Source organism: Massilimicrobiota sp. An142, from assembly GCF_002160725.1.
GTDB lineage: Bacteria > Bacillota_I > Bacilli_A > Erysipelotrichales > Coprobacillaceae > Allocoprobacillus > Allocoprobacillus merdigallinarum.
This window is the reverse complement of the sequence record NZ_NFLD01000013.1, coordinates 1-24,864: the sequence shown is the minus strand read 5'-3', so window position 1 is coordinate 24,864 and position 24,864 is coordinate 1. Positions and strand designations below refer to the sequence as shown.

General features: G+C 30.7%; 26 protein-coding genes and 1 pseudogene. 6 read left to right on the top strand and 21 right to left on the bottom strand.

The window, feature by feature from the left end; all coding sequences use genetic code 11:
* Window positions 1-30: 30 nt before the first annotated feature.
* Window positions 31-966, bottom strand: a complete 936-nt coding sequence (locus B5E87_RS07150) for an AEC family transporter (protein ID WP_087244243.1) — start codon at window positions 964-966, stop codon at window positions 31-33.
* A gap of 129 nt (window positions 967-1,095) precedes the next feature.
* On the opposite strand from B5E87_RS07150, the gene B5E87_RS07145 reads away from it, so the two are divergent.
* Window positions 1,096-1,980 (top strand): LysR family transcriptional regulator, encoded by an 885-nt coding sequence (locus B5E87_RS07145; protein ID WP_087244242.1) that lies wholly within the window; start codon window positions 1,096-1,098, stop codon window positions 1,978-1,980.
* Window positions 1,981-2,122: 142 nt separating this feature from the next.
* Here B5E87_RS07145 and B5E87_RS07140 read toward each other — a convergent pair whose 3' ends face one another.
* From B5E87_RS07140 to B5E87_RS07130, 3 genes are all read right to left on the bottom strand, one after another.
* Entirely contained in the window at window positions 2,123-2,992 is an 870-nt protein-coding gene (locus B5E87_RS07140) for an aldo/keto reductase (RefSeq protein WP_087244241.1), read from the bottom strand.
* Between the two features lie 11 nt (window positions 2,993-3,003).
* Complete coding sequence (locus B5E87_RS07135; protein ID WP_087244240.1) at window positions 3,004-3,843, bottom strand: aldo/keto reductase; 840 nt, start codon at window positions 3,841-3,843, stop codon at window positions 3,004-3,006.
* Window positions 3,844-4,175: 332 nt separating this feature from the next.
* Window positions 4,176-4,457: a hypothetical protein gene (locus B5E87_RS07130; RefSeq protein ID WP_206399253.1), complete on the bottom strand. Its 282-nt coding sequence runs from the start codon at window positions 4,455-4,457 to the stop codon at window positions 4,176-4,178.
* A 512-nt stretch (window positions 4,458-4,969) separates the two neighbouring features.
* On the opposite strand from B5E87_RS07130, the gene B5E87_RS07125 reads away from it, so the two are divergent.
* Together B5E87_RS07125 and B5E87_RS07120 are read left to right on the top strand one after the other, a co-directional pair.
* Window positions 4,970-5,224, top strand: a complete 255-nt coding sequence (locus B5E87_RS07125; protein WP_087244239.1) for a type II toxin-antitoxin system RelB/DinJ family antitoxin — start codon at window positions 4,970-4,972, stop codon at window positions 5,222-5,224.
* Window positions 5,217-5,489 carry a type II toxin-antitoxin system YafQ family toxin gene (locus B5E87_RS07120; RefSeq protein ID WP_087244238.1) on the top strand — a complete coding sequence of 91 codons (273 nt, stop codon included), beginning with the start codon at window positions 5,217-5,219 and terminating at the stop codon, window positions 5,487-5,489. Before B5E87_RS07125 ends, B5E87_RS07120 begins: the two co-directional genes overlap by 8 nt.
* A gap of 365 nt (window positions 5,490-5,854) precedes the next feature.
* Here B5E87_RS07120 and rpsR read toward each other — a convergent pair whose 3' ends face one another.
* The 3 genes from rpsR to rpsF are packed head-to-tail and all read right to left on the bottom strand — an operon-like array spanning window position 5,855 to window position 6,854.
* Entirely contained in the window at window positions 5,855-6,082 is a 228-nt protein-coding gene (gene rpsR / locus B5E87_RS07115; protein ID WP_087244237.1) for a 30S ribosomal protein S18, read from the bottom strand.
* A 14-nt stretch (window positions 6,083-6,096) separates the two neighbouring features.
* Window positions 6,097-6,552 carry a single-stranded DNA-binding protein gene (ssb, locus tag B5E87_RS07110; protein WP_087244236.1) on the bottom strand — a complete coding sequence of 152 codons (456 nt, stop codon included), beginning with the start codon at window positions 6,550-6,552 and terminating at the stop codon, window positions 6,097-6,099.
* Between the two features lie 14 nt (window positions 6,553-6,566).
* Window positions 6,567-6,854 carry a 30S ribosomal protein S6 gene (gene rpsF, locus B5E87_RS07105; RefSeq protein WP_087244235.1) on the bottom strand — a complete coding sequence of 96 codons (288 nt, stop codon included), beginning with the start codon at window positions 6,852-6,854 and terminating at the stop codon, window positions 6,567-6,569.
* A gap of 285 nt (window positions 6,855-7,139) precedes the next feature.
* Here rpsF and B5E87_RS07100 point away from each other — a divergent pair, with 285 nt between their 5' ends.
* Both B5E87_RS07100 and B5E87_RS07095 read left to right on the top strand, forming a co-directional pair.
* Window positions 7,140-7,745, top strand: a complete 606-nt coding sequence (locus B5E87_RS07100) for a peptidoglycan recognition protein family protein (RefSeq protein ID WP_087244234.1) — start codon at window positions 7,140-7,142, stop codon at window positions 7,743-7,745.
* 14 nt (window positions 7,746-7,759) lie between these two features.
* On the top strand, window positions 7,760-8,461 hold the full coding sequence (locus B5E87_RS07095) for an MmcQ/YjbR family DNA-binding protein (RefSeq protein ID WP_087244233.1): 702 nt from the start codon (window positions 7,760-7,762) through the stop codon (window positions 8,459-8,461).
* A 30-nt stretch (window positions 8,462-8,491) separates the two neighbouring features.
* Here B5E87_RS07095 and B5E87_RS07090 read toward each other — a convergent pair whose 3' ends face one another.
* From B5E87_RS07090 to ychF, 13 genes and pseudogenes are all read right to left on the bottom strand, one after another.
* The gene (locus B5E87_RS07090) at window positions 8,492-9,619 is read right to left on the bottom strand and encodes a glycoside hydrolase family 10-like protein (RefSeq protein WP_241147144.1); all 1,128 of its coding nucleotides are present in this window, start codon (window positions 9,617-9,619) and stop codon (window positions 8,492-8,494) included.
* Between the two features lie 31 nt (window positions 9,620-9,650).
* On the bottom strand, window positions 9,651-10,286 hold the full coding sequence (gene ispD / locus B5E87_RS07085) for a 2-C-methyl-D-erythritol 4-phosphate cytidylyltransferase (RefSeq protein WP_087244278.1): 636 nt from the start codon (window positions 10,284-10,286) through the stop codon (window positions 9,651-9,653).
* 73 nt (window positions 10,287-10,359) lie between these two features.
* Entirely contained in the window at window positions 10,360-12,567 is a 2,208-nt protein-coding gene (locus tag B5E87_RS07080) for a glycoside hydrolase family 3 N-terminal domain-containing protein (RefSeq protein WP_087244232.1), read from the bottom strand.
* Window positions 12,568-12,587: 20 nt separating this feature from the next.
* A complete protein-coding gene (locus B5E87_RS07075) occupies window positions 12,588-13,349 on the bottom strand; it encodes a MurR/RpiR family transcriptional regulator (RefSeq protein ID WP_087244231.1) in 762 nt (253 codons plus the stop codon).
* A 39-nt stretch (window positions 13,350-13,388) separates the two neighbouring features.
* A complete protein-coding gene (locus B5E87_RS07070) occupies window positions 13,389-16,043 on the bottom strand; it encodes a glycoside hydrolase family 38 N-terminal domain-containing protein (RefSeq protein ID WP_241147146.1) in 2,655 nt (884 codons plus the stop codon).
* On the bottom strand, window positions 16,027-17,367 hold the full coding sequence (locus B5E87_RS07065; protein WP_087244229.1) for a PTS sugar transporter subunit IIC: 1,341 nt from the start codon (window positions 17,365-17,367) through the stop codon (window positions 16,027-16,029). Before B5E87_RS07065 ends, B5E87_RS07070 begins: the two co-directional genes overlap by 17 nt.
* Window positions 17,368-17,479: 112 nt before the next feature.
* A complete protein-coding gene (locus B5E87_RS07060; RefSeq protein ID WP_087244228.1) occupies window positions 17,480-18,742 on the bottom strand; it encodes a glycoside hydrolase family 125 protein in 1,263 nt (420 codons plus the stop codon).
* Window positions 18,743-18,804: 62 nt separating this feature from the next.
* Window positions 18,805-19,224: a GNAT family N-acetyltransferase gene (locus B5E87_RS07055; protein WP_087244227.1), complete on the bottom strand. Its 420-nt coding sequence runs from the start codon at window positions 19,222-19,224 to the stop codon at window positions 18,805-18,807.
* Window positions 19,225-19,238: 14 nt separating this feature from the next.
* Window positions 19,239-19,523: pseudogene (locus B5E87_RS15240) on the bottom strand (DUF3788 family protein); the annotation flags it as partial.
* 12 nt (window positions 19,524-19,535) lie between these two features.
* Window positions 19,536-19,661 carry a hypothetical protein gene (locus tag B5E87_RS15545; protein ID WP_275112300.1) on the bottom strand — a complete coding sequence of 42 codons (126 nt, stop codon included), beginning with the start codon at window positions 19,659-19,661 and terminating at the stop codon, window positions 19,536-19,538.
* Between the two features lie 124 nt (window positions 19,662-19,785).
* Window positions 19,786-21,786 (bottom strand): AAA family ATPase, encoded by a 2,001-nt coding sequence (locus B5E87_RS07045; RefSeq protein WP_087244226.1) that lies wholly within the window; start codon window positions 21,784-21,786, stop codon window positions 19,786-19,788.
* Window positions 21,787-21,995: 209 nt separating this feature from the next.
* Window positions 21,996-22,724, bottom strand: a complete 729-nt coding sequence (srtB, locus tag B5E87_RS07040; RefSeq protein WP_087244225.1) for a class B sortase — start codon at window positions 22,722-22,724, stop codon at window positions 21,996-21,998.
* Window positions 22,724-23,824 (bottom strand): redox-regulated ATPase YchF, encoded by a 1,101-nt coding sequence (gene ychF, locus B5E87_RS07035; RefSeq protein WP_087244224.1) that lies wholly within the window; start codon window positions 23,822-23,824, stop codon window positions 22,724-22,726. The genes srtB and ychF overlap by 1 nt, the downstream gene beginning before the upstream one ends.
* A gap of 125 nt (window positions 23,825-23,949) precedes the next feature.
* On the opposite strand from ychF, the gene B5E87_RS07030 reads away from it, so the two are divergent.
* Complete coding sequence (locus B5E87_RS07030; RefSeq protein ID WP_087244223.1) at window positions 23,950-24,270, top strand: putative heavy metal-binding protein; 321 nt, start codon at window positions 23,950-23,952, stop codon at window positions 24,268-24,270.
* Between the two features lie 159 nt (window positions 24,271-24,429).
* Here B5E87_RS07030 and B5E87_RS07025 read toward each other — a convergent pair.
* Window positions 24,430-24,864: Hsp20/alpha crystallin family protein (locus B5E87_RS07025; protein WP_143746885.1), on the bottom strand; the 435-nt coding region annotated here is incomplete at its 5' end.

Genomic DNA, 24,864 nt, shown 5'->3' with positions numbered 1-24,864 from the left:
TCAAATGACTCATCAGACTCTTTTCAATAACTAATATATAAATACAACAATCAGTGTATAAACAACTAATGTAATCACCATATATAGTGAGATAAAAGCAGATTGAAAATCAGCATCCTCTTCTGATTGATTAAGTGGTGATATTAACATTGGTACCGCAAAACCAGTTGGACTCATAAAATAAATCAATACTGCAATCATATATATTTTATCTGCCATCATGTGAGGGAATAAGATAAAGAACCCAGCAATGATTCCTGCAAATAATACAAATCGAACGATAAGCAATTTCATAAGAGATGGCAGTGTTTCTTTTTTGATTTTTAAATTGTAGCCTATAATCAATAAGATCATACCCACAATTGGTGCAGTTGCCTGTGTCATTGTATTCGTATAAACATCAATAAATGATGTATGACTGAGATACGTGTAAAACCCTGTTAAGTTCAAAATCAAAGCTAAACAGACTGCTATAACAAACGAATTTGTAAATATAGTTTTGCATAATTCTTTTACGCTTGTATGACCAGCTGTTGTTTTTGCAACCATAATAGGCATCACAATAAAAGCTATAAAACTTCCAGCAATATCAAAAATAACTGTATTACTGGCATAGCTCAATCCTACAATAGATGTATATAATGGTAAAGCCACATTACCACCTTCTGTTGTTGTTAATAAATATGGTGAAATATGAGCAAATTTTTTGCCAGTCAATCCACTTAATAATTTTCCAATAACCATAGTCAATATAAAAGCAATAAAAACATAAAGAATAATCCATATCACTGATGATTCTATTTTTGCAGTTAATAAAACATTAAAAATCATAATAGGAAACAAAATATTAAAAACAATGTGATTAGCACCTTCTTTCTGTTCAGGCGTAATCCATTTTTTCATTCGAGCCAAAGCTCCCAATCCAATCATAAAAAATACGGGAAATAATGTTGATAATGCAGCCATTTCTTCTCTCCTTTCTATTTACCAACATTATATAAATCATTTTTTCATATATCAAATACTTATATTTTATATCTTCCTATACTTGTTAAGCATAGGAAAAAAGGATATAATGCTAATAGGTGATGAATGATGGAAATAAGAGTTTTACAATATTTTTTAACAATCGCTCGAGAAGAAAGTATTTCTAAAGCAGCAGAAGTTCTCCATATTACACAACCAACGCTTTCGAGGCAAATGAAAGAATTGGAAGATGAATTTCAAAAACAATTATTTATTCGTGGTAATCGAAAAATCACATTGACCAAAGATGGCATTTTATTAAAACAATATGCTCAAGAAATTATCAATCTGACACAAAAAGCTGAACGTGAATTATCAAAAGAACAAGATGATCTTTCAGGTGATATTTATATTGGTGGAGGCGAGAGTGCTTCTATGCGTTTGGTTATGAGGGTGATTGCCTCTATGCAAAAAATATATCCTCAAGTACATTTTCACATCTTCAGCGGTAATGCGCAAGATGTCGCTGATAAATTGGATAGTGGCTTATTAGATTTTGGTATCTTTTTTGACCCAGTTAACCTTTCTCAATATGATTATTTTACTTTACCAGGCAAAGAAACTATGGGCGTTCTCATGAAAAAAGACGATCCCCTCGCTAAATACGAAGCGATTACACCACAATTATTAAAAGATAAACCTATTATCTTATCAGATCAAAATATAGTCAAAAATGAGTTGGCAGGATGGATTGGTGGTAATGAAAGAAAATTGAATATTAAAGTGACTTATAATCTTATCAATAACTCTGCTTTGCTCGTTGAAGAAGGTGGAGGATATGCCTTAACTTTTGAAAATATTATTCATCTTGATGAAAAGAGCACTCTCTGTTTTAGACCTCTCTTACCACGACTTGAAGATGGTATTCACATAGCCTGGAAAAAATATCATGTTTTTTCCAAACAAGCGGAAACATTTCTAGAATTATTAAAAAAAGAAGTCAATCATGTTTAAAATCATCTCAATATATTTTATTCACGATTTCATTTTTTCAATATTTTTATTTACTTTTCACTATTTATTTTATGATAAAAGAAAAAGAGTTTATAAATACCAATTGAAGTATTTATAAACTCTTTTGTTGATATTATACTTTTTAATCATGTATTTTTCTATCAAGTACAGTTTTGACAAATTCTGGATCAAAATGTTTTGTTCTAGAACCTGAATATCCCATGTCTAATGATGCAATCTGATTCATTTCATCTTCATTTAATTGGAAATCAAAAATATCAATATTTTCAATAATTCTTTCAATATGTGTTGATTTAGGAATCACAACAACACCTCTTTGAACATTCCATCTGAGTAATACCTGTCCAACAGATTTTTGATATTTTTTTGCAATCTCCAATAGCATTTCATCTTCAAATGGATTATATCTTCCTCCACCCAGTGGTGCCCAAGCTTCAGGAATGACATCATACTGTTTCATTGTTTCTAAAGCCTGTTCCTGTGTAAAGTAAGGATGTAATTCAACTTGGTTAACCATTGGTTTGATTTTGACTGTTTCACAGAAATTGGTTAAAACATGAGGATAAAAATTAGAAACACCAATAGCTTTTAACTTTCCTTCTTTATAAGCATCTTCCATCGCTCTCCATGCTGAAAAATAATCTCCCATGGCCTGATGCAATAAATATAAATCAATATATTCTAAACCACTCTTTTTTAATGAAGCATCAATTCCATAACGGGCTGCATCATAGTTTTTCATATCCTGAACCCATAATTTAGAAGTAATAAACAAATCTTCTCGTTGACAGATGCCTTCATCAATAGCCTGTCTGACAGCCTGTCCTACTGCATCTTCATTTGTATAAGAAGCCGCTGTATCTATTAAACGATATCCTGTTTTAATGGCCTGATACACTGATTCCTGACATTCTTTTTTATCAGGAACTCTAAAAACACCAAAGCCTACCATTGGCATTTTTAATCCGTTTGTTAATGTGACATATTCCATTGCTTCCACCTCTATTCTTCAAAATGACATTTTGTAGTTGCTAACATTTGGAGTGATTCTGGAGTCACTTTATAGAATGGCTCATGCTTATTCATTTTTGCAATATGAGCCATATCCTCATTAGTTAAAGTAAAGTCAAAAATATCTGCATTATCTTTGATATGTTCCTGTGAGCGACTTCCAGGCACTAATCCAAATCCCATTTGTGTATGCCATCTTAAAATGATTTGAACTGGTGTTTTCTGATATTTGTCTGCTAAATCAACAAAAACTTCATCATTCAACATATCTGTATTTCCATGGCCTAAAGGATACCATGACTGTAAAGCTATATTGTGTTGATCACAAAACTCTTTCACAGCTTCAGCTGGATAATATGGATGACATTCAACCTGCATAAGTGCTGGTACAATTTCACATTGGTCTAATATTTCCTGGATTTTTTCGACTGGAAAGTTAGAAATTCCAATAGCTTTAATTTTTCCTTCTTTATATGCTTTTTCTAGCATTTTATAAGCATAGATATAATTATTCACAGGATGATGCAATAACATAACATCAATATAATCCACACCTAATCTTTTTAAAGTCTCATCAATCGCATGATCATCTTCATATAATGTTGGACCTAACTTTGTTTCTATAAAATAGTCTTCACGTTTTTTACCAGATTTTTTTAATCCTAGTCCAACTTCAACTTCATTACCATATCTATTCGCTGTATCAATAAGCTGATAGCCTTGATTTAATGCAAAGCTTACATTATCAATGATTTGATCTCCTGATTGATTAATTGTTCCAAAACCTAGTTTTGGTAGTTTCATGTTGTTATTTAAAATTAAATATTCCACTTTGACACCTCATTTCTATTTCTCTATATATATTTTAAGAAATTCTTTGAGAAAAGTACAATATCAAAATTTAATACTGTTATTCTATTTACGCATAGCCCATATAAAAACATCGTTCAATTTCAATTTTAAATACCTATAACATAAAGAGATAAAAATATCGTGATTATCAACTAACTATTGTAAAGATTATTGAGAATGTTATATCAAACCTGACTGTCTTTTTATAAAAAAGAACTAACACTTATGCTAGTTCATACAGGTATAGATTCTAATATATATTTATCGTGATGAAATAAATACTGTCATTTTCATCATAGTTTTGAAATGATTTACTTTTTATATTTCAAATGTTCTATTAATCCTTTAGATGGAGTTGATGCAGTTTGAAAAGCTGTTCTCATTGTTTTGGCTTCATTTTCTCCTTGTGAACAAATTTCTGAAATAATCTTTTGAGCATTAGAGATTTCCTTAGAAGATATGCAAATTCTAATAGCTGTCCCATGAAATGATGTTTCTCCTGTTTCAGTGCCTTGATTATCTACAAGTAAATAATTTTCACCACTTATGATACAAAAGCTTCCGTTTAATTTTTTACATATTTCGCTAACCATATAAAGTCCAAATCCAGAATTAGCCCATTCATCAGTACTTCTTTGTTTTGATGAAGGTCTAAAAGCTTCTGATATCCCTGTCTTTAATGCCCAGTATAATGCTTCTTGATTATTCGTAATATATTCTTTATGTGCAGTATTTTGTACTGATTTTCTTCATTTTTTTATATTTAGCTATCATATTTATTTTGTTATAGCTTCTCTTCAATCTCATTACGCATCAATATATGATTACTTTTATTTTACAAACATTCTTTCATTCATCCATAAATATATCTTTGTTTATATAAAAATTTTATTTTATAGACCTATTTATAACATAATTATTTAAACTATAACAAAAATAAATGAATCATGTATATAAACAATTAAAGATATACTACCATAATGAATAATGATATGAGATAGTGCATAAAATGGTTGAAACTGCGTATACTATCATTGTAGTTCAATGTATTGACAACGAATTACATTTTGATATAATGATGGTGAGAGAAGGAGGCGAATGAAACATGGCACAGATGAGCTTCAGAATCAATGATTCAGTCAAGAAAGATTTCGAAAAGATATGTGAAGAACTAGGTTTGAATCCAACGACTGCATTGACAATCTTTATTAAAAAAATGTGTAGAGAACGCAGAATACCTTTTGATGTTTCTCTATATAACAGTGATACTCTTAAGATTCTTGATGAAACAGCAAACAATCAGAATCTCAGCAAATCATTTGATACTGTGGATGAATTATTTGATGATTTAGATGCTTAAAATCAGGTATCACCATACCTTCAAAAAAGACTATAAGCTGATGAAAAAACGTGGAAAGGATTTGGCAAAGCTGAAATACGTTGTTAATGAACTGGCTAATCAGCGTCCACTTGATGAAAAATATCGTGACCACGAATTGACAGGCAATTATAGAAACTTTAGAGAATGCCATATTGAGCCTGATTGGCTTCTCATTTATAGAATAGAAAAAGGTGAATTGACACTTGCATTGGTTAGAACAGGTGCACATTCTGATTTGTTCTAAAAAGGAATCCAGACAATCTGGACTCCTTTTTTCATGAAAAAATCTTCTTTATTGATGATATTTCTTATATTCATCCATATCGACATAATATTGTCATTTATCATAGTATAAATTCCCATCTATGAGCACTTATGCTATATAAAGTTTCAAGCTGACTTTATACGCTCCGGTAACAAAATAAGTCCTTTCCTACGACATATTGAGGAGATGGTGTAAGAAACAACAAAAAAACTACGAAATAGATTCCGTAGTTTCTAAAAAAACATATCATATTAAGTTAAAAACCACTTTAAAAGTGCCACCAGTTTGCCACCAGCTTACATTTTAACTTCAAAATTCCCTGATTATATGGGCTTTTTTTCTTTCTATTCACCAACGTATGGTAATAAAGCCATTTGTCTAGCACGTTTAATCGCAACTGCTAATTGTCTTTGATATTTAGCACTTGTTCCAGTTACACGTCTAGGAATGATTTTACCGTTAGCAGAAACAAATCTTTTTAATAATTCAACATCTTTGTAATCGATGTAATCAATCTTGTTTTTTGTAAAATAGCAAACTTTTTTTCTTGGTCTTTGTCTTTTGAATGCCATAAACCTTTTCCTCCTTAAAATTGAATATCATCTTCCATGATATCAAATGAATCAAAAGAATTATCAAAATCCTTTTCTAATTCTACTGTTTTCATATCATAGAAGTTATCTTGTGATACTTGTGGTTGTTGTTGCTGTGCTCTTTCTCTAGCAGCTCTTGTTTCTAAGAACTGTACACTATCACAAACAACTTCAACAACATACACTTTTTGTCCCTGAGCATTATCATAGCTACGTGAACGAAGTCTTCCTTCGACACCTACCAATGAACCTTTTGAACAATATCTTTCTACATTTTCAGCAACTTTATTCCAAACAACACAATTGATATAATCAGCCTGTTGTCCATCTGCTGAATTATAGTTACGATTTAATGCTAAAGTAAAGCTTGTAACTGCAGCACCACTATTTGTTCTTCTTAACTCAGGATCTCTCGTCATTCTTCCAACTAATACAACACGATTAATCATCAGAATTCACCTTCTTATTTAGATCTTCTAAGAGTCATATGACGGATAACGTTTGCATTGATACGTGAAATACGTTCAAATTCAGAAATATTTTCAGGAGTAGTTGTTGTATCTACGACAACATAATATCCTTTTTTGTAATCCTGAATTTCATAAGCAAAATCACGCAATCCCCATTCATTAACATTATCTACAGTTCCTTCACCATTTGTTAAAATGTTTTTGAAGTTTTCGATTAATGCATTTCTTGTTTCTTCTTCAACATCAGGTTTTACAATAAACATGATTTCGTACTTATTCATCTTTTTACCTCCTCCTATGGTCTAATGGTCTATATCTTAAATATAGACAGGCAGTAAATTTATTACATGCTCACGTAATATACCACATATACGCCCTTTTGTCAATCCAGACATATATAAAAACCTCATAAAATCAATACTTTTTACAATACAATAATCATTTGATATTCTCAAATCAACAATCATGATATAATAGATGATATCCACATCAATTTATAAAATATTAAGAAATTATTTATACATTTTCAACGCTATCATGACATAATGTAAAAGCGAGGTGATCTTATGGCAAAGAAAAAAAGAATCAATAAAAAAACTATGATTTATATGCTTGTGATTTTACTGATCATTGGCATAGGAACAATTTATCTGTCTCCACGTCATCATAATGATATTGAAGAATATCAGGTTGATGGCTTATCTATACAACATCAATTTTTAACGGTTAATCCCAATTCGCGAAGTGGAAAAACATTACCAAGAGTTAATGGTATTGTGATTCACTATACTGCCAATCCTGGTTCCACTGCTCAAAATAACAGAGATTATTTTGAAAATCTGAAAATAACCAGAACGACTTCTGTATCTAGCCATTTTATCATTGGATTAGAAGGAGAAATCATTCAATGTATTCCTTTGAATGAAGTCGCTTATGCTTCTAATAATCGTAATAAAGATACCATTTCTATTGAATGCTGCCATCCTGATGAAAGCGGACAGTTTAATGATGCAACTTACCAGTCATTACAAAAACTCGTGCGTGCTTTAATGGATACCTATCACTTACAAAGTCAAGATGTGATTAGACATTATGATATTACTGGTAAAATCTGTCCAAAATATTTTGTTGATCATGAAGATCAATGGCAAGAATTCTTAAATTCTCTATAATGAGGTGATTCATCTTGAGTTTAGAACAAGATATATTTCAAAGAACAAAAATTGATTTTAATAAACTGATAGCCTATGGCTTTCAAAAAGAATGTCATCAATATGTTTATATTCAAAATATTTTAGATAATAGCTTTCAAGTCATCATTACTATCAATACTGATGAAGATATTCATGGAAAAATGATTGATTTAGCTTTTCATGAAGAATATATCAATTTTCGTATCAAAGCGCAAACTGGTGAATTTATCACAAAAATACGTCAAGAATATGAAAAGATTTTAAATGATATCAAAGACAAATGTACTACACCGCAATATTTTATATATCCTCAAGCCAATAGAATTGCTGATTACATAATAAAAACATATCATGATTATCCTGATTTTCCATGGACGAGCGATCCTCACTATGGCGTTTTTAGACATCACAACAACCAAAAATGGTATGCTTTAATGATGAATATCAATAAAAATAAAATCACTTCTGAAAACGGGGATGTAGAAATCATCAATTTAAAATTAAAAGAAGAACATATTTTACAATTACTTCAAGAAAATGGTTTTTATAAAGCTTATCATATGAATAAAAAGAAATGGATTTCTATCATCTTAGATGAAACATTATCTGATGAAGATATTTTCAAATATATAGATGAAAGTTATCAATTGACACAAGCAATCCATACAAAAACAAAAAAGGATGTCATCCAATAGACTATATAAGTCGATTGGTCGCATCCTTTTTTATGCATGTTGCCTTAATAATTCATTTAATTCCTGTATTGATGATTCTTTCAGGAATGAATCATATCGAAATAAACTAAAACCTTTATATCCATTTTCATATAGAATTTGAACTTGTGAAGCAATATTACGAGAGTTTTCCTGCCATCCATAATCCTCATCAACAGCCCCGCCAGCACGATAAAGAGCTAATCCAGCATATAACATAACACTTTGATGTCTTGGTATTTTTGCAAATTGCTCACATCGATCAGTAAACTTTGTTGTTTTTTTATTTTCACCATACTGATCACTCCAATATATCTGAGGCATTAAATAATCAATATAGCCTTCTTCCCCTAACCATGTATCAATATCAGCCCCATCATTTAAACAATTTTCATAATTGCCTTGAGGACTGATGCCAAATACAACATTTTCATCAGCCTCTTTAATTGTCTGATAAACATCCTGTATGAGCATATTAACATAATCCATACGTTGATTGGCCGTTGTGCCATCATGTGTTCCTGATACATAAAAATAATCATCAAAATGTATACCATCAACATCATAGTTTTCCACAACTTCTTTCACTCCATCAACAATATAATCTCTCACTGACTGACTGGCAGGATTTAAAATATATTGATATGTGGCATAACCAATTGTCTGAGTTGCATCTTCCAACCAGTCACGATGCGGTGAATGATTTAAAAACTGTTCAAAGCTTGCTTGATTTAAAGAGACTCTATAGGGATTAATCCATGCTTCAATGGACATACCTTGTTGATGAGCAATGTCAATCATCACTTCTAATGGATCAAATGATAATGATTCCTGATGTGTAATCACTCTTGAATGAGGAAACAAATCTGATGCATATAAAGCATCACTAAAAGCACGCACCTGAACAATAACGGTATTGATTTTATAATCTTTTATATTTTCAATAGCTTGTGAAAAATCTTCTTCAAAGCTTTCCTTTGATTCATAAGAAAACTGTTCTAAATCTCCATACGCAAACCAGACAGCTCTTTTGTCAAAAGAAGATAATGAACATGGTGGATGTGGCATAAAGAAGTAAATAGTCAAACAGATACATAATAATATTATAATAACAAGTAAACTGTGTTTTTTCTTTTTCAAAAGACCACCCCATTGATTATATTCAAAAGATTTATTTTAAATCCTCTTTTGTTGTAATTTTTTTGTTTTCATAATCCCCTAAAACAAAATAGACTTTTTCATCAGTAAAATGTTCTACCATTTGAGCATCATCAGTAGCCAAATAGTGCTGTTGTATCGCTTTTGTGTAAGCATCTAAAATCAGTTTGGTATGAAAAGCCTGTGGTGTCTGTGCCTGCATTAATTCTTGTCGATTAAGTGTTTCTTCGACAACACCATCAATCACTCTTTTAATTGTATCTTTACAAGGTACCATTAATAAACATGCTGGATGTTCTTTTAGACATGTTAACAGATCATCAATCTGTTGCTTTTTTAAATAAGGTCTGGCTCCATCATGAATTAAAACATTTTCATATGTCACATGTTGTAAACCTGCAAATACACTATCCTGTCTTTCTTTTCCCCCATCAACAAACTCTATGCGTTCATCACTTAATAATTGTTGAAATTCTTTTCTTTCTTCAGGTCTTGTCACAACAATAATCTGTTGACAGCGTGTATCATTGATAAAAGTTTGTAAAGTCATTTCATAGACTGTCTTCCCACGAAATGAATATAACATTTTATTATAATTCAATCCTGTTCTTTTCCCCTGTCCAGCACATAAAATAATGACACTATACATTGTTCTTCCTCTTTTCTCTCTATAAACTGCATTTATCATACCATATTTACCATGATTTATCAAAAAAGCCACCTTAGCAGCTTTCTTCAATACAGACACTATATTCCTTATAATTTTGTGAATCTTGACCGACACAAACAGCCAAACGTCCTGTTTCTACAATATGTTCCATATCTATATTCCATATTGCCAGATCATCATAACTCAATGTGATACTGACTGTCTGAACAGCATGATGAGGAACATATACTTTATGGAATCCTTTTAATTCCAGCACTCTAGAAACAATGCTTGATTGTAAATGCTTGATATAAATCTGAACCACATCTTCTCCATCTCTTTGACCTGTATTATGGACATCTAAAGTAATAGTGAGTCCTTTTTCCTTTAATTCCTGAATGGAAATCTTTTGAGGTAAAGATATATTTTGATATTCAAATGTTGTATAACTCAGTCCATAACCAAATGGAAGCAATGGACCAGATGGTAAATCTATATAATCTTTTTGTGCTCCGTTATGCTTATGATTATAATAACATGGCAATGCCCCTACATGACGAGGAATAGAAACACTCAAATGTCCACTAGGATTGTAATCTCCAAATAACACATCAGCGATTCCATCTCCACCTCTTGAACCAGGATAAAAACTGGCCACAACCGCTTGAGAATAACGCATGACATCATTGATCACATGAACTCTTCCTTGAATCAGGACTGTAACAATATTTGGATTCACACGATGAATCTCTTTTAATAATTGATTTTGATAACCTTCTAATTCAAGACTTGCCAAATCAATGTTTTCTCCACAATTCATTTCATTTTCATCTTGAATTCTTAATGCACCATTATTTTCAAAATCATTTTGATATAAACGCGTACTATTACCACCTAAAACCAAAACAACAACATCTGCCTCTTTTGCAATCTTTAATGTTTCATCTAAATTTTCAAATTGTTTCTTTCTTGTAGTACATCCTAATGCATAGCTGACTTGTGAAGCTTTTTTACAGATTCCCTGATAAACAGTCACAATGTCTTGAGGATTTTGATAAGCTGTATAATCACCCAATTGATGGAGATAGTGATGAGCATTAGGTCCAATCACAGCAATTTTTTGTGTTTTCTTTAATGGTAAAATATGATCATCATTTTTTAATAACACTTGACATTCTCTTGCACTTTGCAACAATAATTCATCACATTGAGGCAATGGTATATTTTGTGAAGGTTCAAAAAGACCTAACTTTTCTTTGAGTCTTAAAATTCTTTCAACCGCTATATCTAATTCTTCTTCAGTGACATAACCTTGTTTAACAGCTTCATCAAGTTTGGTATAAACCTGATCCCATAAACTCAAGTCAACACCTGCTTTTAAAGCCAGACTTCCCATTTGTAAAGGATTGTCATTTAATAATAACAGTCTATCTAAAGCACATCCATCAGCCATGACAATGCCATCAAAACCATACTCTTTTCTTAAAATATGATGAAGAAGATTTTTATGAATATGACAAGGAATTCCATCTATTTCATTATAAGCTGCCATAACAGCTCTTGCACCTGCTTTGACTGCTGCCTTAACTGGTGGCAAATGAATATCTCTTAATTCTCTTGGACCAATCTTAGCCGCATCCGAATTATGTCCACCTTCACAGGCTCCTTGAGCACATAAATGTTTGACAACAACGCTGACTCCGTTTTGATCTTTTTCAAATCCCTGCACAGCACTTTGAATCATTTGTGAAGTCAGATACGCATCTTCACTAAAACATTCTTCACTTCTTCCCCAACGTGGATCTCTTAATACATCAAAACCAGTAAATAAAGCAAGATTTCCACCTTTGGCGGCTAATTCCTGACTGACATTCTGTGCAATTTTTTCCATCAACAAAGGATTCCAGGTCATCCCCATCGCTAGTTGCGTAGGATAAACAGGACTTTGTAATGCCATATGACCATGAACACATTCTTCTGTAATCAAGGCTGGTATTTGAAAACGCGAATGTTTCTTGATATAATCCTGAATCATTTGAATAACCTGATAACTTTCTTGGCGTGTAATCCCATTATGTTCATCAATCTGTGACCAGGCATCAGCTCTCATAATTCCATAAATCGCACCAACGCCTCCATATTCTTTAACGTGTTTTTTAAATAAATCTGTTAATTCATAATGGTCTCCTACCTTCTGATAACATTGCCAACCATATAAATGCTGGTTTAATTGACCAACTTTTTCCTTTAAAGTCATTTGTTTAATTATATTTTCTACCATTTTCTTTCCTCATTTTTTATTTATAAATATTTTTTACTATATAAATGTTGATTCACTAATTCTCTAAGTAAATATTCAATAGCCAAATGCATATGTAAACGTGAATCAATATCATATCCTTCATCTTTTGATACTGATACATTCACAGTATAATCAGATAGTTTTGACATCGTTGAATTTATTTTTTCTGAAATTAATAATATTTGACATCCATTCATTTTAGCAGTTTTCATAACGTCAATAATATCTTTTGTTTCCCCACCACGTGAAATCACAATGACAAAATCTTCAGAAGTTAAATGATTCGCTTCTAAATATAAAAACCAATTATCATCTGGATATATTGTTCTGATTCCAAATAAACTCAGTTTTACTGCCAATATCTTCGCAACATATTTATTCATCCCAGAGGAACAAACAAGAACATTTTTAGCCTGTACTATACTTTCAATAGCTTTTCCAATATCTAAATGTCTTAACATAGACATTGTATCTTTGATTTCTTTTTCAATAGTATCACAAACATTATCACATCTAGATGTATATTCATATTCATCTCTACGATGGTATAAAAGATCATAGCGAAAATCCATAAATGTTTTATAGTTTAATTTTTTCACCATTCTAAAAATAGTTGTTGTGGATACATTTAAAGCCTCAGATAATGAAGATATTGTTAAATTTGGCTGTAAATCCTGAAAACTCAAAAGTTTATGAAAACATTCCACTTCTAGTTCAGTTAAATGATTTCCATATTCTTGAAAATTTTTAATGAGACTCATAAACAATCAATCCTTTCATATGAAAATAGAGTAGAAAATCTACTCTATTATAACAGTTACAAAAGTATTTGACATCATGCTTTTGATATAAATTTTTCCATCTTGATTTTCAAGTTCTTCTTGTTTTTCTTCTAATGCATCCCCAAGATAACATTTTTTATCTGCTGGAACATATAAAACAACATTTTCAATATCTTCATCACGATTATTAAGAATACGGATGACTGACGCTTGACCACATTCAGCTTTCTTATAAGCCATCAGTTCAACTCTTGTATCTAATTTTATATCTTCATATTGCCATTTTAATCCTTTATTTTTTTGACGGCTAATATCATTAAGATAACGTGTTTGAACTGGTGTATTTAATATTTCAGCTGTACGAACCAAATCAGACATTTGTTGACTTTCACCAAAGAAAAGTGAGTATTGACTCGTTACTTTTTTATCCAACAATTGTGAAGATGGCGTATCCATACGATATCCCGATGATCTTCCTGGTCTGATCAGTAAATCAGCTTTTCCAAATTTTCCAACGCTTCTTAAAAGTGTTAAACAAATTCTTTGATCATTTTCTACTTCATATTCAAGAGGTCCTTGGCTTAATAATGACATGATAGCATTTTGATGATTTAATTTCACAAAGCGTTGCATCGCATAGATAGGTAAAACATATTCTGTTGCCCCATTTTCTATTCCTTTTTGATTTGTAATCACATTATCTCTGATAATAGTTCCAAGTTGATCTTGACTACAGTTTTGTTTAGAAGTATAGATATCATCAAAAGCAACTCTGACAATATGATCACAAGAATGATTTTCAATAGTTGTTTCAAAATCAACTGTCTGACTATGAGCCTTTAAAGAAACATCAGTGATAATACGTAATGGTTTTGTTTCTTGACTACGATGATGGTCCACCACTTTTGATGGCACAGTTGTATCAAAAGTGATACGATATTTGACTTCAATGGATGATGATTCTACCAATTCTATAGTTGGTTTCACATCATTAATTCTGATTTCTTGATCATCAATACATGGTGAATAATTATATTCATCACCATCATCACCTTTTTCAAGTAATGTATGAAGATGATGATAAGTTTCACCTGTCAGTTTATTTGTGACTGTTAAAGTGCCATCTTCTTCAATCACTACTGATAAATATTTATTTTGTGCTCCATGATTCATCACACTCACATCTCCTTGTAGAGATGTAGATGTTTTTTCTTTGAAGCAAACTTTTAAGATTTCATAACCCATCGGTGGTAAAAATGAAGTGTCAATTTTGAATTGAACTTTAAATTTCGTACCCTCTAATACTTCTCCTGAGTCATGGAAGTTTTCCATACCATTATAGTATTCAATATCATGACATGTCTCTTTTGTTTCATTCATGACTTGATAAGGAACAATTGTCCCATCATGACGTTTTAATACAAAATCTTTATCTTTGACAATCATGCTTACAAAGGCAAAATCTTGTCTTTGATACGGTAAAGTATTAAATAATACCAAAATATCTTCCTGATCATTTAATTCACTTAAATCCACTGTTTCGGCTAAAAATCTAAAATTCATCCAAATCAGTTCATTCAAACCATGTCGTAAATTTAATAAACGATTTTCTACCGTATGATTGATACTATCTGGCGAAGAACTATATATAGAATCATGGAACTGATTTTTAAAGATAATCTTCCAGAAATAATTGATTAATTCCTGATCACAGTGACCCCCAAGTGAACGTGTCATACTGATCATTGGTTCTACAACTTTTGCCATGATTGTTTCATAATAACGCATCGCATTTTTTATATCTATACGTGTAGACGTAATGCCTGCATGAATACGTCCTAAAGTTGCACTTCTTGCTTCACCTTTATAGACTTTTAATTCATGATGATTTTGCTTAGCAGCTTTTAAAATATTTTTAAGATATTCTTCAGGGTTTGTCATCTGACATTGATATCCATCTTTTTGTAAACGATTGATCATTTGAGAAGAATGGCGTCTAGGGAAAGCATAATCGCTTCCTAGCATAAATAATATTTCGCCATCCTGATAACGTTCTTTAAGTTTTGGAATAAAATTTTCCATATCCTTTTTAACATCTTCATAATCTTCTGGGAAACCACGATAATGTCCATATCCTAAAGCAAAATGAATAGCCGGCAAAACTGTATGACCATTTCCTTCCCATAAAAACAATGAATCTTCTAAACAATCATAATCAAATCCACGCCATGCATAAACACCTTTCATACCAATTTGTTTAAATAGATAAGGCGTAATTTTATTTTGACCAAATGCATCTGGAACCCATCCAACTTGGAGGCAATGTCCAAATGACTGCGCATATTGAGATCCTATAATTAAATTTCTAAGTAATGCTTCCCCTGATGGAATAATCATATCTGGTTGCACATACCATGGACCTATAAATAATTTTCGAGCTTTGACTAATCTTGCAATACGCTCTTTTTGAAATGGTTTAATACTTAAATAATCTTCTAAAGCAGCAGTTTGTCCATCGAATGTAAAATATTTCATTTGTGGATCGTTTTCTAACATATCAATTAAACGATCAAAGAAATAACAAAGTTTAATACGTGAAGCATCTGTTGAACGTAACCATTCTCTATCCCAATGAACATGAGGAATAAAATGAATATTACTCAAGAACAACACCTTCATTCTGGGCTTCAATACTATTTTGTTTAATTTGTAATTTAACAAATGGATAATACAAGATTAAATCAATAATAAACAATACAACACATAAGATAACAGGACTGATTGTAAATGCACCTAATACCCATGCATTAACAAAGATAGGCTCTACACCTGAATTTAAGACAACTAAATGGTTAACCCAACCCCAAGAAGTCGCAAAATAACCAATAATTGCATTAATAACAGGAACAAAAACAAATGGTAAGAACATAATTGGGTTCAATACAATTGGTAAACCAAAAGTGACTGGTTCATTGATACCAAATAATCCTGGAATAATTGCAACTTTACCAATAGATCTTTCAGCAGAACCTTTTTTACCTAATACTAATAACAGTACAACAAGAGCCAATGTCGAACCAGATCCTCCAATCATGGCATAAACATTACATAATGTATTTGGAGCAACTTGTGTAATACCATCAAATGAACCTGTTTCCACATACATTTGAATGTGTTCATAGAAAATTGGCATCCATAAAACTGAGATTAATCCCCACATAATTGAGAATCCGTGAACACCAAAGAACCATAATAATTGCATAATAATGATAACTAAAATAACAGCTGGTAATCCTGTACCAATACCATTTAATGGTGAAATAATAAATTCAGTCATTAATGCCTGTAATGAAGCATACCCGCAAAGCACAACAACTTCTTTAATAACTGAGAAAATAACCATAATGACAAAAAATGGAATAATAGATAAAAATGAATTTAAAACCATTGGTGGAACTTGTCCTGGTAATTTAATTGTATATTTAGAATTAACTAAATGATAATATAAGAATGATGAAGCTAAACCAATAATCATTCCTGTAAACATACCTTCATAATTGAAGAAATTAATTTGGAATGCTGTAATTGTTGAATCACCAACATCAATAGCATTTGGAATTGTTGCAATATATGCAATAAGTGAAACAATACAAGCAACTAATGGAACACATTTATCACCTGTTTTATTAGCTCTTAATTGATTAGAATAATTGTAAGATGAAGCCAGTACAACAACTAAACCAGTCATACCCATAGCAACTGTATTAATATTTGTAAAAGCATTAATAATACTTCCTAAGATTCCATCTAAAGGAATTCCCCATTCACCAAACCAATAATTAGCCTGTTGACTCACTAAACCTGCAAGAGATCCAACAACAGTAAATGGACTCGTTAAGATACATGCGTCTTTAATCGCATTTAATAACTTGTTTGAAGTGACCTTATCAGAAAGTGGCATAAGATACTTCTCTAAAAATGACATAATTAATTTCATATTTTTTCCTCCTCAACAACAATAAGTATACAGAAAGCACTTTCAAATAGAAATTACAAAACCTGTAATATTTTTACAGATTTCCACAAAAAAAATAAGAGGTTGTTACCTCTTAGAAATAGACTTTCATAATCAGTTCAGCAAACAATGAATTAGCCCAACAAAACCATGGTCTTGTATATTGACTATCATCATTGACATCAAAACTTTCATGACAATATCCTGTATCACCTGTATTATTCACAATCATATCAATAAGTGTCTGAATTTCTTGTTGATTGGTAGATGTTAAAGCTTGCATTGTCAATGCAATTGGCCAAATATAGTTTTCCCATGTATGTGGAGAACCAATGCCTTTGGCTTTTTTTCCTGCATAATAATATGGATTATCTTCACTTAAAATAAAACGTCTTGTATTTTGATAAATCGGGTCATCTTCATGACAATATTCTAAATATGGTAAAGATAATAAGCTTGGTACATTGGCATCATCCATTAAAATATGATTTCCATATCCATCTGTTTCATAGGCATAAATTTTGCCATATTTGGGATGAAGATATGTTCCAAATAATTCAATACCATAATCAATCTGGAACTTCAAATCAATAATACGTTCTACAAGACGTTCATCGTGATAAAGATCACGTATAATCTCTACTAAATAAGATAAAACAACACTACAAAACATATTTCCTGGAATATTGTAATTCAAAGCACAGGCATCATCACTAGGTCGAAAAGCACTCCATACCATTCCTGTATATCTTGTATCAAATCCATGTCCATGATTTTGTAATGTTTCTGTTTTTCTTAAATTCCATACTTTCGCCATATCTCTTTCAAAAGTATAAGAAGATTTCTGACTATGATACTGTTCAGTTTCAAAAACATCTAAAATCGTATGAATAAAATAAAGATACTGTTTATCAAAAATAGTCGTGTCATCTGTTTCTTTGTAATATTGATAAGCAAGTTTGACTGGATAACATAATGAATCAAGTTCAAACTTTCTTTCCCAGACATATGGTTTCATAATTGTTGTATCATGATATTCTCTTGGAACATCTTCCGTATTTAAAAAAGCATTAGCATATGGATCCAATAAAACATATTCTATTTGTGAGCGAATTAATCCTTTGATTTTATTTTGTAGATCCTGATCATCTTTCATTAATTTTAAATAATGATTCACCTGACAACTTGAATCACGTAACCACATAGCATTAATATCACCCGTAATAATATAAGTCTTATCTCCTTCAACTTTTAAACTTGTTTCTAAAGTTGACATAAAACATTTTTTAAACATTTCTCTTAATTTCTGATCTTTGATCACATCATCAGCTTTTTGCATTATTTCTGTTCTATTCATACTATCCCTCCTCCTATTCATTTTATATAAAAGATAGTCTCTTTTCCATTTCTAAATATGTATTATTTTTTCTTTATAAACATCTGCATACCATGTCCTGATAAATCATTAGGCAATAATGAAAAACCTAAATTTTCATAAAAACTCTCTTTTCCTTTTGCGGCAATCAATTGAAGAGAACAGCGTTCTTCTTTTTGTAAATGTGATTGGACATATTGAATCATACATTGAATAATTTTTGTCCCTATTCCCTGATGCTGATAGTCTGGGAGAACTGCCACATCACAAATCAGATAATAAATGCCGTCACCTATTAATCTTCCCATTGCAATAGAATGTTCATGATCTTTAACAACAATACTATAAACTGTCATATCTAAAGCCTGTTGTAATTGATGATCAGTCAACATTCTCCATTGTACACCTTCTCTTATCTTTTTAATATCTTCAATATTTAATGTATTTTCTTCATAAATGAACATTTTTATTTTACCTCTTACTTTCCACAAACTTTTATATTGATGATTGTCTTGATATCTTCATATTGTTTATTATCATCTTCTAAATCAATCATTAACCATTTTTGTCCATTTCCTTCTTGTGTATTTGCATAAATATTTTGTATGTTACTGTGTAATGTTGGTAGTATTTGTTCAAAACTTTCTTTCTCTTTCTTTCCAATAACAACCATAACAGTAAAATAATTTTCTCTAGGATAAATCGTACATAATGTTTTTTGACTTTTTTTCATTTTGATATTCCAGCCATACTCCCAGCTACATTTACTAAATTCTTATTTTGGTGTGATAAGGTATTGATCTATCATATATTGATAAAACAAGTCCCATAATGGATTATGAATATATTGACTCATATCTTGCTGTGTTGGCATGGATTGACTATCTTTTCTATCTAACATAATCTTCCTCTTTTCTTTTCCATATCATTACCATACCACATCAAATGATAAATGAAAACATTCATCAAAATAAAAGAATCTACAAAAAAGTGCTATTTTTATCAATAGCACTCAGTATCTATCATTATCTATTTTTAGAAACAAGATATTTTTTCATCTGTTTTAATAATGTTCTTGCTCCTTGATTGACATCATAATCTTTTAAAATATCTTCCATCATACTCTCGGTAAGTGGGATTGGTGTCTGATTTTTTAAAATTTGTTGTAGATGTTGTTTTTGTAATGTTTGATATTCAATAATTTCATCAATACGATTTAAGAATTCTTTTGAAAAATAAGACTCTAAATGTTGATATGAAGGAAGTTTCTTTTTAAAACCAACAATAGATTGATTTTGTTTTGTGACATTAGAAGTCATGATAATAATGGTATCTTTAAATGAAATGATATGATGATGATTATCTTTTAATACACCTTCATCAAAGACTTGTAAAAATAAATGCATAACTTGTGGATTGGCTTTTTCTATTTCATCTAATAATAAAATACTGTCAGGATATAAAATCATATCATGAAATAAAGTCGATTGCTGGTCATAACCAACATATCCTGGTGATGAACCAATAATCTTATTGACACTCGTTGTATCACTATATTCAGACATATCTAATTTAATAAAATGTTTATGCATGGTTTCTGCTAAAAATTTGGCTGTTTCTGTTTTACCAATGCCACTGCTCCCTGTCAGCAGATAAACACCTTTAGGTCTATGAGGATGGGGAAACTGTGCTAAGGACTCTAAAGATTCAATAAGTTGATGTATAGCTCTCTGTTGTCCAATAATATGATGATTTAATGAAGTTTCAATATCTTGATAAGAATGATTTTGAAGACTTGCTCCTGAAATTTCTTCAATAACCTTTTCAATATGTTGTGACTGTAAAGTCTGATCTTGTTGGAAAGTTGCTTTGACACATGATAAATCTAAAACATCTAAGGCTTTATCAGGAAAAACACGTGATAATAAATATTGATCACAAAGACTAATAATTTCGTCAATACGTTCATCAGGTATATCAATATGATGATAATTTTCATACTGTTGTTTTAAACCTAAAAGAATATCTTTTGTTTCTTCTTTTGTATTCTCGTTTATTTTGAGTATGGAAAAACGTCTGTTCATAGCTTGATCTTTTTCAAAGTATTTATAATATTCTTCGATAGTCGTTGCCCCAATCAAAGTTAAATCTTTTCTAGCTAGAAAAGGCTTTAAAATATTAGAAGCATCAATAGCTCCTTCTGCTCCTCCTGCACCAATTAAATTATGAATTTCATCAATAAATAAAATAGCATCTTTTGCTTGAATCACTTTATCAATAATCTTCTTAAACTTTTCTTCAAATTCTCCTCTATATTTTGTCCCTGCAACAATACTCGACAAACTGAGTTCATAAATAACTTTGTTTTGTAATAGCTTTGGAACTTCCTTGTAATTGATTTTATAAGCTAATTTTTCAACAAGCGCCGTTTTACCCACACCAGCTTTTCCAATCAATAAAACATTATTTTTTTCTTTTTTACATAATGTTAAAAAAAGTTGTTCTAATTCCTGATCTCTCCCTATCATCAATCTATTTTCTTTTTTGACTAATTCATTAAAATTAACAAGTTCATGAATTTTATCTAATTCATAGAGTAATGATCTGGTTTGACTTAGTTCTTCTTTAATCTGATCAAAAGAAACATGATATTTATTTAATAATTCAACAGCAACACTTTCCTTTTGTGAAAGTAAAGCTAAGCACAATATATTTAAACTGACTTTTGACTCTTTTCTTTCACGTGTGATATGGATAGCTTCTTCTAATATCTTTTTGACAATATCACTATATTCCATATAAAAAGGTTGAATATCCTTTTCACCAAACAACCTTACAATATCTTTATATATGACTTCATCATCAACATGGTAAGATTTTAACATCTTTGTCATAAGTATATCTTTCATCTTTAATAATGATAATAAAAGATGTTCACTTCCTACATGACTATGTCCTAAATCAAACGCAATACTTTCAGCTATGACAATTGCTTTTTGTGCCTGTTCATGAAATTGTGTAAGCATACTACACCTCTTTTCCTTTCTATCATATGAACTCTATTTGAAATTATTAACGTTTTCTTTATATTTAATCAATTTATTATTTTGCATTATTTTCCAAAAATAATGCATACCCTTTCTATGACTGTCATGTGATGAAAATGACTCTTTTTATAGATGTCTTTTATAAAAAAAGAATTATAACCATTTGTCTTGATTATAATTCTTCATAACTATTCACTTTTTACTTTTTCTCTTAACTGTCCATAAACAACATATCTATTGTCAGTCCCTGAATAACAAGTGCTTAACATAATCATATTCACCTGTTTATCACTTACGTTTTGGTAAACAGAAGCTTCACTTTTAACCTGATTCATATAAGAATCATAATCTATACCTTTTTGATACAGATCACTTGTTGCGGCAATAATTGTAGAAGCTACAGCCTGGTAAACATAAACACTTCCATCAGGCAAATAGATATAAATATCTTGATGTTCATTAAAATAATCTTTTTCAACAAAATATCTCAAATCATGAAAACGTGAACCATTTTTCATATTATGACCATATATGATGGTATTATCATCACTAAAATCTCTAGAATTGATTTCATCAATAAATACATTTCCTGCTGTATTAGATTTCATATATAAATCTGTATATAAATAAGTATCATTGTTTTCACCTTTTAATATAGGTTCATCAATTTTTGTATCAGGAATATATAACCATCCAATCACATCAGAATTAATATTTTGTAGTTCTTCAAAATTAACAACACGTTTTAATGGATCTTCTTTTTCTTCTTCTGGTTCTTCTACATATTGAGTCACTAATTCTGCACTTTCTTTTTCAATTGTATAATAATTATAAAAGATTTTTCCTAATTGAAAAGCTGAAAATAGAAAAACACAAATACATATAAAAAGCAATATTCTTCTGATTATTTTGTTCATTATACATTAAATTTGAAGAACATAATATCTCCATCATGTCCTACATATTGTTTTCCTTCCTGACGAATTTTTCCAGCTTCTCTTAAAGCATGTTCACTGCCATATTCTATTAAATCATCATAGCTATATGTTTCTGCTTTAATAAATCCTTTTTGGAAATCAGTATGAATAATTCCTGCCATTTCTGGAGCTAACATTCCTTTTTTAAATGTCCATGCTCTGACTTCATCAGCTCCAACAGTAAAGAAAGTATTTAAACCTAATAAAGCATAAGCTTCTTTAATTAATTTATCTAAACCACTTTCATCAATACCTAAATCATCTAAGAACATTTGTTTTTCTTCTTTATCAAGTCCGACAAGTTCACTTTCTATTTTGGCACAGATAGGAACAACATCACAATTTTCTTTGGTTGCATAATCCTTTAATGCAACATAATATGGATTACTTTCAGGATTTTCTAAATCTTCTTCACCAAGATTAGCCACATAAATTAATGGTTTCATTGTTAATAATGTGTATTGTTTGACAATATCCATATCTTCTTTTGAAAAAGTCATCACTCTTGCTGGTTTTCCTGCTTCTAAAGTTTCTTTTAATGGTGTCAAAACATCCATTTCAGCTTTGGCTTCCTTATCACCTGATTTTGCTTTCTTTTCAATTTTTCCAATACGTTTTTCAACTGTTTCTAAATCTGCAAAAATCAATTCTAAATTGATTGTTTCAACATCTCTTACAGGATCAACATCTCCATCAACATGTGTAATGTCTTTATCTCTAAAACAACGAACAACTTCACAAATCGCATCTGTTTCACGAATATTTGCTAAAAACTTATTTCCTAGTCCTTCTCCTCGACTTGCCCCTTTAACAAGACCTGCTATATCAGTAAATTCAAAAGTCGTTGGAATTGTTTTTTTAGGATTAAAAATCTTTGTTAATTCATCTAATCGATAGTCAGGGACTTCTACCACTCCCACATTTGGATCAATTGTTGCAAATGGGTAGTTGGCAGCTTCGACCTGTGCATTTGTAATTGCATTAAATAATGTTGACTTACCTACATTAGGAAGTCCTACAATACCGGCTGTTAATGCCATTTTTTCATCACTCCTTAACTCCATTCCATTTTAGCGAAAAATAATCAAAAAGGCAATCTTATTAACTGTAAAATACACATCTTTTCCAAACAAATATGATATTTTAAAAGTAAGGAGGCGATTATATGATTTTAACAACAACACCTTCTGTTGAAGGAAAAGAAATTATTGAATACAAAGGTATTGTTTTTGGTGAGGTTATTTCAGGTATTAACTTTATAAAAGACTTTACTGCAGGATTATCTAATTTTTTTGGTGGAAGATCTGCCACATATGAAAATGAATTGTTAGAAGCTAGAGAAAATGCATTAAAAGAGTTAGAAGAACGTGCTTATCAAAAAGGTGCAAATGCTATTGTAGGAATTGATGTTGATTATGAAGTTTTAGGTGCTGATAATGGTATGTTAATGGTAACTGTATCTGGCACAGCGGTAGTTGTACAATAAAAAAAGTGGTTAACCCACTTGGTTATCAGTATAAAGAATGTTATTGTGGAGAGAAAACCTGATAACTGCCCTTAATATATGCTCTTTTTCATGAGCTTACTATCATTTTATATAAAATTTTGTTTAAGAATATGTAAAGCAGGGTTGTTTTAACCCTGCTTATTCAATCGTAATTGTATTGTTGTTTTCAATGACTTTCATATCCTGTTTTGGTATTGATATTCTCAAGACTCCATCTTCAAATTTAGCCTTGATATCGCTTTGTGGTACACTTTCTCCCACATAGAAGCTTCGACTCATGCTTCCTGCATATCTTTCCTGTCGGATATATTGTCCTTCTTTATTCTTTTCATCTTTATTTAAGCTCTTTTTAGCTGAGATTGTCAAATATCCATTGTCAAATGACAATTCCACATCTTCTTTCTTGAAGCCTGGAAGATCCACATCCAATTCATATGTTCCTTCTGTTTCTCTTACATCTGTCTTCATCACATTTCTTGAATGTTTTCCATACAATGGATTTTTCTTTCCAAAGAATTCCTTGTCAAAATCATCAAACCAGTCATCAAATAAACTTTCTCCAAAAATACTAGG